The sequence below is a fragment of the uncultured Campylobacter sp. genome, assembly GCF_938045405.1.
Taxonomy (GTDB): Bacteria; Campylobacterota; Campylobacteria; order Campylobacterales; family Campylobacteraceae; genus Campylobacter_B.
Genome location: NZ_CALIMW010000117.1, coordinates 1 through 10,969 on the forward strand (window position 1 = coordinate 1; position 10,969 = coordinate 10,969).

Consider the following 10,969-nt stretch of genomic DNA (forward strand, 5'->3'; position numbering starts at 1 on the left):
TTTCATCTCCGCCGCGTTGCCGTGCGCTTTTGCCCCTGCATTCGCCCGAGCGCGCATCCTCTCCCGTCTGTGCAGCGCTTTTGCTCTGCTGCGTTTCGCGCCCCTGCGCCGCCTCCTCGCGTAAAATTTCAACCGCCGTAGCGATCAAAGCTTTAAAATCCTCCTCGCCTACGTAGCCCATAGCGTCCTTTTGCAGCGTGCCGCCCTCTTGCCGCCCGCGCAGCAGGCTGTCCGCTAGCGCAAAATACGCCGCCGCATCCCCTTGCAGCCGCCAAAACCGCTCGTATAAATCTGGCACTTTAAAGCCGTCGCGCTCAAAATCTCGCGCTAAACTTAGCGCTTCGTCGTTCGCAGCCATTTTGCCATCCTCACTTTTGAAATTTTATTTTGATAATTCTAGCGTAAATTTAGGTTAAATTTTGAAGGCGACTTATTTTATATGTCAAAATTCCAGTAAAAAATATGTGAGATTAAATTCGGCGGCGAATTAAAATTTAGAAGTGTGCCGAGCCCCATAGAGCCCGGCTAAATTTTAAAATAGCTCTTAAATTTAAAAGCTATCGTCTCTTTTTTCAAAGATCAGATGCAGCACGTATGTCACGGCGAAGGTCAAGGTGCTAGGCACGATCCAGCCGAGCATCGAGTCGTAAAACGGCATCATCTTCACAAACGATGTCACAAGCGGCACCGAAATCCCCAAAATATCAAGTCCATTTATGACGCCCTCGACGACGCAAACATAGACGCAGGCGCGGTAAATCAGCTTGCTCGAATCGATCCACGGATTAATCAGCGAGAGGATTATCAGCATGATCGAGATCGGATAGATGGCGACGAGTACGGGGATAGAGCCTTTGATGATGGTCGTAAGGCCGAAATTTGCGACTCCAAAGCCGATCACGCACCAAGCGATCGCCCAGGTTTTATATTTGATCTTGCCCTTCGTAAGCTCTTCGAAGTATTCGCTAGCCGAGCTTATAAGCCCTAACGTCGTGGTGATGCAGGCTAGGAAAAACGCGCTGCCTAGGATCACGACGCCAATTCTTCCGAAATAATGATCGCTTACTCGCGACAAAAGCTCCGCTCCGTTGATATTCGGCGTATCTTTGAAAAGCTCAGCAGAGGTCGCGCCCAGATAGCCCAGCATAAAATATATCGTCATCAGTATGACGCCCGACATCATTCCCGCTTTTATCGTGGAGGTTACAAGGTGCTTTTCGTCGCTCACGCCGGTTGCTTTAATGGCGTTAATTACGATGATTCCAAATGCCAGCGACGCAAGCGCGTCCATCGTCTGATAGCCCTCTACGAAGCCCTTTGCTGCGGCATGATCGACATACTCTCCGCTAGGAGCGACGAAGCTTCCGATCGGAAATAAAAATCCCGCGCCGAAAAGCAGCAAAATAAGCGCCAAAAGTATCGGCGTGAGGTATTTTCCGAGCAGATCTACGAGCTTTGAAGGGTTCATACAGATGTAATAGTTCAGCGCAAAATATGCCGCAGAATAAACAAATAGCCAAATTTGAAGGCGCTCTTCCGCAATAAAAGGCTTAATCGCGATGTCAAAAGGCATATTCGCCGCGCGCGGTATCGCAAAAAGAGGCCCGATCGTAAGATATAAAAGCGCGGTAAAAACGATCGCAAACACCGGATCTATGCGGCGCACTAGGCTCTGAAGCCCCTTAGCGCGCGCAATGCCTGCGACGCCGAGAACCGGCAGAAGCACCGCCGTAGCGCAAAAAAACATTATCGCGACATAAAAATTCTGTCCGGAATCCTTGCCTAAGCCCGGCGGAAAAATAAAATTTCCCGCACCGAAAAACATCGCAAATAGCGTAAGCGATATCGTCAAAAACTGGCTTCTACTAAGCTTGCCCTTCATCTTAAACCTTCTTTAAATAAAGTGAAGTTTGTATTATAGTTATAAATGTTTAAAACATATTTAAATTTAGCCACAAATCCTCTATCTCGTGATTTTTAATTCCGCAAACAGCACGCGGGGCGGCTAAAATTTTAAAAATTTTAAGTATAATTTCGCGAAATTCAAGGCTAAATTTAGACAAAATGAGCGAGGGATAAAGATGGCGAAGATTAAAACCACGATTTTTGAATGCCAGCACTGCGGCAATCAGCAAAGCAGATGGCTCGGCAGATGCCCCGACTGCGGCGCATTCGATAGCTTCGTCGAGCTCAAGCCCGCTCAAATAAAAGCGCTAAAAGAGATCGAGGGCGAGCTTACCCGCGCCTCGTCCGCAAGCGCCAAAGCGATCAGCGAGATACAGATCGAGCAAATTTCACGCATCGACACCAAGGATAGCGAGCTAAATTTAGTCCTCGGAGGCGGCGTCGTAGAGGGCTCGCTCGTGCTAATCGGCGGCAGCCCGGGCATCGGAAAATCCACGCTACTGCTTAAGATCGCGGCAAATTTAGCAAGCGGCGGCCGCGCCGTGCTTTACGTAAGCGGCGAAGAGAGCGCTAGCCAGATCAAAATGCGCGCGCAGCGGCTGGGTGCGATAAGCGAGCAGCTGTTTTTGCTCACCGAGATCAATCTGGGCGCCGTGCTTGAAGAGGTGGAGCGCAGGGATTATAAGTTTATCGTCATCGACAGCATCCAGACGCTTTTTAGCGACAAAGCCTCCTCTGCGCCTGGCTCAATCACGCAGGTGCGCGAGATCACATTTGAGCTGATGCGACTTGCCAAAGCGCGCGGGATTTCGATCTTCATCATCGGCCACATCACCAAGGAGGGCTCGATCGCGGGCCCGCGCATACTAGAGCATATGGTGGACGTGGTGCTGTATTTCGAGGGCGATGCGAGCAAACAGCTTAGAATTTTGCGCGGTTTTAAAAACCGCTTCGGAGCTACGAGCGAGGTGGGGATTTTCGAGATGGGGCCGCACGGGCTCGTAAGCGCAAAGGACGTCGCGAGTAAATTTTTCACGCGCGGCAAGGCGGTAAGCGGCTCGGCGATCACGATCACGATGGAGGGCACGCGCGCGCTCGTCGTGGAGATCCAAGCGCTCGTGTGCGAGAGCGGCTACCCGAAGCGCAGCGCCACGGGCTTTGATAAAAACCGCCTCGATATGCTTCTGGCGCTACTTGATCGCAAGCTTGAGATCGGGCTTGGCGGATATGACGTCTTCGTAAACGTCAGCGGCGGCGTAAAAATCACCGAAACAGCGTGCGATCTTGCCGTCGTCGCGGCGATCGTAAGCAGCTTCAAAAACCGCCCGATCAGCAAAGAGAGCGTCTTCATCGGCGAGGTGAGCCTAAACGGCGAGATCAGAGAGATCTTCAACCTCGATGCGCGCCTGAAAGAAGCCGCGATGCAGAAATTTAAAAACGCGATCGTCCCGATGAAGCCGCAAAACGCGCAGGGACTTAAAATTTTTCACGCCACCGAGATCACACAAATTTTAGATTGGATGTGAGGCGGCGCGCTTCTTAGCCTCGGCTTGGCGGGCGGCGCAAGCGAGCGGAAATGGACTTTGAGCGGCAAGGGACGCGTTGCTTTTGCATGGGCGCGGCGAAGGGCACAAGTGCGCCGCTTTTTGCATGGCTCACAAGCAAGCGCAAATGAGCTTGATCGCTAAGGCGCGATTTTTGGAATTTCACGTATCGTAGCGGCTCAAAAATTCGTTTGAGATTTAAAACGGCTCGGCGACGGTGCGGTTAAAATTTAATCATTCGCGGCACATCCTAGTGAGCAAGATAGGCGCTTTGCAGCATAAATTTTAAAATTTTGCCACAATGCGGCGCAAAGCCAAGCCCGATAGGTCCTTGCGTCACACAAAATTCTATCGCGGCGCGCAGGACGTATCGCATAGGGCTAAGAGCCGGTAAAATTTTAGCGGCGCCAAGCTCTCATGCGCGGGTGCGGATACCACAAGCAAAGTATCGCGCGCCGAGCCGAATGAGCGCTACTGCGATACGCTGCAACCTAGGGGGCTTGCTAACGAGACGCTACGCAAGCCAAAGCGCGCAGGTCCGCCTCACGTAGCCAAAAGACAAAGCCTACAAGGCGGCAAGATAGCAACGCAGCGAGAGCGCAATGAAATTTTAACGCAGACCGCATAAGCCGTCGGCAAAGCCTAATTCTACGGACAGGTTCCGCGGATAAAATTTACTAAATTTAGCGCGGATAAAATTTTATAAATTTAAACGGAAAGGTGCGTATGAGCCCAAACGTAATCGTAAAATTCGTCATTTTGTTTTTCATCAGGGCGCAAAGCTTAAACGTCAAATTTAGCAAGCTCGACGCCGTCGTGTCGCACGCTTACGCCAAATATGGGGCGCTCTTTAAACTAAGCGTGCCGCTACTTGCAGCAGCATCGGTATTTGCGCTGTTTAACCTATACGATTTTGCCAAAGCAAACTACGCGCTGACGATCTTTTTGCTTGCTTTGGGTTCGCCACTGCTTGCGTATAGCTTTTTTAAAGCGATAAAATCGGCGATGACCTTCGCGCTATTTGTGATCCCTTTTGCGGCGGTGTTTGCGATCATCGCGGTGACGGGCGCACAGAAGCTTGATAACTCGCTAAATTTTAACATCGTCTTTCCGCTATTTTTCACCCTCGTGTGGTTTGCGATGTCGGTGATCGCCGATGAGGACGTGGCGCAGATCATGAATAAGATCGTATCGAAGCTCTCGACGCTTTTCGTGACGATTTTCATCCTTTACAACTACGAGGCGCTGCATGGGATTTTAACCGCGGGCGCGGGAGGGTATCGCGCGGGCAGCGACGAGCTAAACGCGCTTGATCTGGTGTTTATGACGATTAGATTTTTTACGCTGCCTTCGATTTTTACGTTGATGATTTTTGAGATCAAAGATTATCTTTTTATCAGATACGGCGCGTTCGTGCAGGCTCAGCAGGAGCGCATGGAGGATTTAAAAAATTCCAAGGGCCCGGAGTAAAATTTAAAGCTTAGCCAAACATAATTTCAAGGCTTTGCCGCGCGGAATTCTAAAGTTTAGCTACGCGAAAACCACCGCGCGATCAAAGCTCAACCGCACAAAAACCGCCGTCACGCAATCTTGGCAAATCGCGAGGCTCACCGCATAGAAGCTACCGCCAAGCAATTGTTAAAAAGTTCAAAGAAAGACCTGCCAACTCAAAAGGAAATTTAGAAGTGCTGCAGGCTGGAAATGACCTCATGGCATATCAAATTGATGAAACAAGAAGGCTTAGAGTTACCTTAATGACACAGGCTAATGCCATAACCAATTATCTTTCGGCCCAAAATAACAAAGAAATTTTGCAAGACGCCAAAAGCAAAAAAATGAAAGAAGGGAAAAACGATTGGGAAGGGAAGTCGGATTTAAATGCAATCAAATTTTAATTTATTATAATTGCTTGTTTTCAATTTTATGCAAAGGAGAATTGCAATGAAAAAGGTAATTGTCAGTATGTTGGCCGTAGGTGCTTTTATTTTTCTAACAGGTTGTGAGGAGAAGCCAAAAACAAGGGATTATTACAAACAACATGTCGAAGAAGCTAAAATTAAAGCTCAAGAATGTGCAAAAAAAGAAAGAATGAGTAAAAATGAGCAAGAAGACTGTTCTAATGCCAAATTTGTTACAGAAGCCGGCACAAATACGTGGGAAGGAAAATCCGACCCTAACGCGCTCAAATACGAATAGCTTTTATTAAGATCGTCGCGCAGTGAAATTTAAAAGCTGCGCGAGCCGATACCTACGATGCGACGGCGGCGATCCGTCGCGATCACAAAAAGCGGCACTACCTGCTTTTGCGCACGACGCCTGCTAAAAGCTCCTGCGTGGAGGACATTTTTAAATTTCATCTGCAAAAGCCCGCTTTCCGCACAGGGCACGGCGCTTGCTTCGCAATTAAGCGAGCGTTTAAATTCCGAAGCCTGACGCAGAGAAATCGCACAGCAAGAATTAGGACGGAATTTTGTTTTTGAAATTTTACCTTTAAAATTCCAAGGCGGCGCACTACCTAGATTTTAGAGGTGCGCCGTTATATCAGCGCCTTTTGTTTTGCGCCTAAAGGGGACTTTTTAAAAATTTGCTTTGAGAGCGAAGTAAAATTTAGACTTAAGCGGTCGAATTTCTCTTCACAATTTCAGAGAAATTTTAAAATTTATAACGCGCAAATTTCGCCCGAAATTTTCAAATTTAAACGCCTAATTTTAGAGACGAAATTTTAATACTATGCGGGATTAAAATTTAAATCCGTAGAGCGAATGGAGGGTTTTAAGCGCGTAGCCCTCGAGCATAAGGTGTTTAAATGCACGCAAGCTTGCAGATTTAAGATTTTAATTTGCCTTTTTTCAAAAACATACGCGCGGTCCGCGACGTAGGCATGATATCTAGATTTAAATTTATAATAAAAAGACCCCCCTAAAATCCATAGACGAACTGCTGGCATCAAAAACGGAATTTCAATCACGCCGAGCGGCTTGAATTCCGATCGATATCGATGAGCTTTTAACGCGATGGATCGGAATTTTAAATCGCTGAAGCATCCAAAATTCCGATCCACAATTGAATTTAAAATTCTAAAAGAAGCTGTATATGTCGTCTAAAAGGAAGTATTTTTTATCGACGGTGCCTTTGTAGAAAGGCTCAAAAGTATCGTTATACGCTTTTTTGAAAAAACCCTCTTTGCTGAGTGAGATGAGCGCTTGATTGACGGCTTCTGCAAGTTCAGAGTTGCCTTTTTGCATCGCGATGCCTAAAAATACGTTCTCGCCAAGACTTTTGATATTAACCTCGACGCTAGGATCTGCGACCGGATAGACCATCACAAATAGATTATCGTCGCACGCGCCGTCGATCTCGCCGCTTTTTAACCGCTTGTAGCAATCGGAGGAATTTTTGCAATACACTAGATTGTAGCCGCCGTCCTTTTGCATAAACGCTTCGCCCGTCGAGCCGCGAATGACGCCTACTTTCTTACCTCGCAGATCGCTCATTTTTTGGATATTGTCGCTTTTTCTGGTTAAAACTCCGGAATTTACCGAAAGATAGGGCATCGAAAACTCATAATTTTTCTTTCTCTCCTCAGTAACGCTTGCAGCCGCGATAAGCATATCTGCCTGATTATTTTGAATGGACGGAAAGCGCGCTTGCGCCGATACCGGTATGAGCTCGATCCTGCCGCCGGTATCGCCTAAAATTTTGCCTCCGATTGCATTAGCAAGCTCTACGTCAAAGCCCTCAAAGCCGTTATCCGTAACTCTACTAAATGGAGGCTCATTTTCATAAACGGCGATACGAATGACTTTACTCTGCTTTATTTGGCTTAAAGAATTCGCAAGCGCAAAGATGCAAGATAAAAGAATTAAAAACAGTGATTTTTTCATTTCAAATTCCTTTTTTATTAAAAAAAGCTGTAAAGATCGTCGAGTAAGAAATATTTTTTATCGACGGTGCCTTTATAGAAGGATTCGAAAGTATCCTCGTAAGCCTTTTTGAAAAAGCCCTCTTTGCTAAGCGCAATCAAGCCTTTATTGATCGCTTCTAGCAGCTCCGCGTTACCCTTTTGCACCGCGACGCCCAAGAATACATTATCGCCTAAATTTTTTATATTGACCTCGACTGCAGGATCTACGATCGGATAGACCATTACAAAAAGGTTGTTGTTGCAATACCCGTCGATCTCGCCACTTTTTAATCTCCTATAGCAATCGACCGAATCGTTGCAATAAGAAACATTATAACCGCCGTCCTTTTTGATATATGCCTCGCCGGTAGTCTTGCGGATGACGCCGATCTTTTTGCCCATCAGATCGCCTATTTTGTGAATATTTGAGTCTTTTTTCGTTAAAATTCCCAAATTCACCGTAAAATACGGCATCGAGAAATCCACGCTGCCTTTACGCTCTTCAGTGATACTTGCAGCCGCGATTATCATATCTGCCTGATTGTTTTGCAGCATCGGAAAACGCACTTCGTTTGTTACCGGTATGAGCTCGATACGACCGCCGCTGTTACCGAAAATTTTACCGGCTAGCGCGTTGGCAAGCTCGACTTCGAAGCCTTCAAAGCCTTTCTCGCTTGACTTGCTAAAAGGCGGCTCATTTTCATAAACGCCTACTCTGATAACCTTGCTTTGCTTTATTTCGCTTAAGGAATTCGCAAAAACAAAGATCGCCGACAATAGAATAAGAAAAAATGACTTTTTCATAATTTCCTCCTTGAATTTTAAATTTTTCGTAATTGTAATGTAAATTTTCTTAAAATTTCATTTTGCCAGAACTGAAATTATTCCCTAAATTGCGAGCTTAGCGATAAAATTTCGCAACTAAAATTTCTAAGCATAATGATAGAGGCTTTTTAAATTTTGCTACCTTGCGCCAAACCCTGCCTGCTCTCATTAAATTTTAGCGCTTCGCTATAAAATTATGTGCGTCTATTAGCGCCATAAAAATAGCGCGCCGCTGCGAAATTCTATGGAATTTTATAAATTCTGCAACGACGCGTTAGTAAAATCTTACAATCTAAACCAAGCTCGCAAAGTCGGGCAAAATAGCAAGACTATGCGAGCCTTTTAAATTTTACCTAGCGAGAGCACACAGCTATGCTTACGAAAACAAACACAGGCGAGACGTACCGCTATGCCCACCTAAAATAAGCTATAAAGATCATCTAGCAAGAAATATTTTTTCTCCGCAGTGCCCTTGTAATACGGCTCGATAGTCTCGTCATAGGTCTTTTTCATAAAGCCGTTCTTACTTAGCTTGACTAGCTCGCCGTTTAAGAACTCAAGCAGATCCTTATTGCCCTTAGAAACCGCAATGCCTAAGAAATCCGAAACGCCTAAATTCTTGATATTTACCTCGGTGTCGCTGTCGATTACGGCATAAGCTAAAACTATCAGATTATCCGTCGCATATCCGATGCCCTTACCGTCCTTTAGCATTTTATAGCATTCGTTTGCGGTAGCGCAATTTACAATTTCAAAACCCTCTTTTCTAAAATACGCTTCGCCCGTAGTTCCGGTTTCTGCGATGATCGGCTTGCCGTGCAGATCCGATACAGTCTTGATCCTATCGCCGGCGCGGGTTAGCACGCCGATATTTACTGCGAAATACGGCGTCGTAAAATCGACTAGCTGCTTGCGCTCATTTGTGATCGTAAAGGTCGCAAGCACCATATCTACTTTATTTTCTTCCAACGCTTTTAAACGTTCACTAGCCTTTACGGGCACGAATTCTACCTTGCCCGCCTTGCCACCGAATATATCTTTTGATAGCGCCTCGGCTAGGGTCACCTCAAATCCTTGAAATTTGCCGTCTTCAAATTTACTAAAAGGCGGTTGCGCCTCAAATACGCCTACGCGCACACTGCCCGATTGCCTAATCTCTGATAGGGTATTTGCCACTACACTACTTGTAAATAGCAATAAAATTCCCAAAATTATCTTTTTCATATCGTTCCTTTAATTACAATGTTTAGCCTAGCCACGCATTCGCGTCGCTTCGGCAAGCCGTCTTAAGCCGGTCGTATATTATTCGCTCACTTCTCCTTTTGACATTTTTTAAAATTTCTTTACCTTTTTGAAATTTTGCGGCGCATTTTACGCAAATTTCATTTAAAATACATTTAATCTGCGCCGTGATTTAGATCCCAATCGATCTCTCCTAGACCGTGCGCGCGTAGATATTCGTTGCATCTGCTAAAATGCCTGCAGCCGAAAAACGCCCCTCCTGCAAGCGGACTGGGATGCGCGGCGGTTAAAATGAGATGCTTCTGCGCATCGATCAGCGCAGATTTTGCTTTGGCGAAATTTCCCCACAGCATAAAGACCAAGCTTTGCCTCCTCGCGCTTAAAATTTTAATCACGGCGTCGGTAAAAATTTGCCAACCAAAGCCGCTGTGCGAGTTCGCGCGGTTCGCACCCACGCTAAGGCTCGCGTTAAGTAGCAGCACGCCCTGCTTCGCCCAGTAGCTCAGATCGCCGCTTTCAGGCTCGCTGATACCCAGATCGCTCTTAATCTCTTTGTAGATATTTACGAGGCTGGGCGGAATTCGCACGCCGCGCGGCACCGAAAAGCTAAGCCCCATCGCCTGATGCGCGCCGTGGTAGGGATCCTGCCCCAAAATCACCGCGCGCACCCGCTCAAACGGGGTGAGATTGAAGGCGTTAAAGATCAAATTTCCCGGCGGATAGACGATCTCGCGCGCCTTTGCGGCGAGCAGGTTTTCTTTGATCTTCGCAAAATACTCGCTTAAAAATTCCTCCCTAAGCGCCTCTTTCCAGCCGCTCTCAATCCTCACGTCGTCTAAGTTTATCTGCATGCTAGCCCTTTAAGCTTTAATGAATTAACGCCATAATTTTACAATAAATTTTAAAAATAGCGTCGCGACCAATTACAGATGCGTCCATTAATACCCCATTTTATTTATTTGAATTATATTAAGTTCCGGATAAAAAATAACCTCGTGATCATAATCGTCCGGCTGTCCCGATTCGTGCTCTTTTTTGTGCCATATTCGCCTTTTATCATTCACTATTGCCGTTATATTTAAATTTTTGATCGAACCATATATCAAATATTCCCGACTGCCGGCATAGTGATAAAACGGCGCTGCCCACGACAATTTAAATTCGTGTAAATTTTTAGTTTGGGCTATGCAATCTGACTCGGAAACAAGTTTGTAACCCTCTTGCAGCATTTTTTGTTGCGTCACGGCAAAAGGCTTATCCGCTTTTATAAAATGCGTATAGCATATACAAGTCTGCCATTTATTGAAACAAACACCATCGGGAATCTTTTTGCGATATATCAGCAAAGTTTCGCCCTTTCTACTTGTTAGAGATTCAAATTTAGCCAAATCTCGATCTTTTACGTACGGGAATTTAAATAAAGGCGAAATTTGAGCATATAAACATATACACGTTATCAATAAGAAAAGCGGTAAAATGACTACAAGTGTCGTAATCTTGATGACTTTCCACAATGTTTTTAATATCTTTACTGCTTGCATTAAGATTT

Annotated in this window: 13 protein-coding genes; 4 read left to right on the forward strand and 9 right to left on the reverse strand. The window is 45.9% G+C overall.

Annotation, left to right across the window (positions count from 1 at the left end; genetic code table 11):
* Both Q0140_RS04265 and brnQ read right to left on the reverse strand, forming a co-directional pair.
* Positions 1-358 (reverse strand): hypothetical protein (locus tag Q0140_RS04265; protein WP_297962215.1); only part of this gene is annotated, 358 nt, incomplete at its 3' end.
* 192 nt (positions 359-550) lie between these two features.
* Positions 551-1,882, reverse strand: coding sequence for a branched-chain amino acid transport system II carrier protein (gene brnQ, locus Q0140_RS04270; RefSeq protein ID WP_297880868.1), 1,332 nt, complete (start codon positions 1,880-1,882; stop codon positions 551-553).
* 199 nt (positions 1,883-2,081) lie between these two features.
* On the opposite strand from brnQ, the gene radA reads away from it, so the two are divergent.
* Positions 2,082-3,431, forward strand: a complete 1,350-nt coding sequence (gene radA / locus Q0140_RS04275; protein WP_297962217.1) for a DNA repair protein RadA — start codon at positions 2,082-2,084, stop codon at positions 3,429-3,431.
* A 268-nt stretch (positions 3,432-3,699) separates the two neighbouring features.
* Here radA and Q0140_RS04280 read toward each other — a convergent pair whose 3' ends face one another.
* Entirely contained in the window at positions 3,700-3,825 is a 126-nt protein-coding gene (locus tag Q0140_RS04280; RefSeq protein ID WP_297962219.1) for a hypothetical protein, read from the reverse strand.
* Positions 3,826-4,175: 350 nt separating this feature from the next.
* On the opposite strand from Q0140_RS04280, the gene Q0140_RS04285 reads away from it, so the two are divergent.
* From Q0140_RS04285 to Q0140_RS04295, 3 genes are all read left to right on the forward strand, one after another.
* The gene (locus Q0140_RS04285; RefSeq protein ID WP_297962221.1) at positions 4,176-4,919 is read left to right on the forward strand and encodes a hypothetical protein; all 744 of its coding nucleotides are present in this window, start codon (positions 4,176-4,178) and stop codon (positions 4,917-4,919) included.
* Positions 4,920-5,134: 215 nt separating this feature from the next.
* On the forward strand, positions 5,135-5,344 hold the full coding sequence (locus Q0140_RS04290) for a hypothetical protein (RefSeq protein WP_297962223.1): 210 nt from the start codon (positions 5,135-5,137) through the stop codon (positions 5,342-5,344).
* A gap of 46 nt (positions 5,345-5,390) precedes the next feature.
* Positions 5,391-5,645, forward strand: a complete 255-nt coding sequence (locus Q0140_RS04295; protein WP_297962225.1) for an EexN family lipoprotein — start codon at positions 5,391-5,393, stop codon at positions 5,643-5,645.
* Between the two features lie 29 nt (positions 5,646-5,674).
* Here Q0140_RS04295 and Q0140_RS04300 read toward each other — a convergent pair whose 3' ends face one another.
* The 6 genes from Q0140_RS04300 to Q0140_RS04325 form a co-directional block, all read right to left on the reverse strand.
* A complete protein-coding gene (locus Q0140_RS04300; RefSeq protein WP_297962227.1) occupies positions 5,675-5,836 on the reverse strand; it encodes a hypothetical protein in 162 nt (53 codons plus the stop codon).
* A gap of 690 nt (positions 5,837-6,526) precedes the next feature.
* Positions 6,527-7,333 (reverse strand): transporter substrate-binding domain-containing protein, encoded by an 807-nt coding sequence (locus tag Q0140_RS04305; RefSeq protein WP_297962229.1) that lies wholly within the window; start codon positions 7,331-7,333, stop codon positions 6,527-6,529.
* Between the two features lie 17 nt (positions 7,334-7,350).
* The gene (locus tag Q0140_RS04310) at positions 7,351-8,157 is read right to left on the reverse strand and encodes a transporter substrate-binding domain-containing protein (RefSeq protein ID WP_291938062.1); all 807 of its coding nucleotides are present in this window, start codon (positions 8,155-8,157) and stop codon (positions 7,351-7,353) included.
* Positions 8,158-8,595: 438 nt separating this feature from the next.
* On the reverse strand, positions 8,596-9,402 hold the full coding sequence (locus tag Q0140_RS04315; RefSeq protein WP_177387860.1) for a transporter substrate-binding domain-containing protein: 807 nt from the start codon (positions 9,400-9,402) through the stop codon (positions 8,596-8,598).
* Between the two features lie 173 nt (positions 9,403-9,575).
* Positions 9,576-10,271, reverse strand: a complete 696-nt coding sequence (gene ung, locus Q0140_RS04320) for a uracil-DNA glycosylase (protein ID WP_297962231.1) — start codon at positions 10,269-10,271, stop codon at positions 9,576-9,578.
* An 87-nt stretch (positions 10,272-10,358) separates the two neighbouring features.
* Positions 10,359-10,969: hypothetical protein (locus Q0140_RS04325; RefSeq protein ID WP_297962232.1), on the reverse strand; the 611-nt coding region annotated here is incomplete at its 5' end.

Bases quoted from the DNA above. Each gene is read 5' to 3' on its own strand.
- Q0140_RS04295 (WP_297962225.1), top strand. From the start codon at position 5,391: ATGAAAAAGGTAATTGTCAGTATGTTGGCCGTAGGTGCTTTTATTTTT.
- ung (WP_297962231.1), bottom strand. From the start codon at position 10,271: ATGCAGATAAACTTAGACGACGTGAGGATTGAGAGCGGCTGGAAAGAG.
- radA (WP_297962217.1), top strand. From the start codon at position 2,082: ATGGCGAAGATTAAAACCACGATTTTTGAATGCCAGCACTGCGGCAAT.
- Q0140_RS04280 (WP_297962219.1), bottom strand. From the start codon at position 3,825: ATGCGATACGTCCTGCGCGCCGCGATAGAATTTTGTGTGACGCAAGGA.
- Q0140_RS04285 (WP_297962221.1), top strand. From the start codon at position 4,176: ATGAGCCCAAACGTAATCGTAAAATTCGTCATTTTGTTTTTCATCAGG.
- Q0140_RS04310 (WP_291938062.1), bottom strand. From the start codon at position 8,157: ATGAAAAAGTCATTTTTTCTTATTCTATTGTCGGCGATCTTTGTTTTT.
- brnQ (WP_297880868.1), bottom strand. From the start codon at position 1,882: ATGAAGGGCAAGCTTAGTAGAAGCCAGTTTTTGACGATATCGCTTACG.
- Q0140_RS04305 (WP_297962229.1), bottom strand. From the start codon at position 7,333: ATGAAAAAATCACTGTTTTTAATTCTTTTATCTTGCATCTTTGCGCTT.
- Q0140_RS04315 (WP_177387860.1), bottom strand. From the start codon at position 9,402: ATGAAAAAGATAATTTTGGGAATTTTATTGCTATTTACAAGTAGTGTA.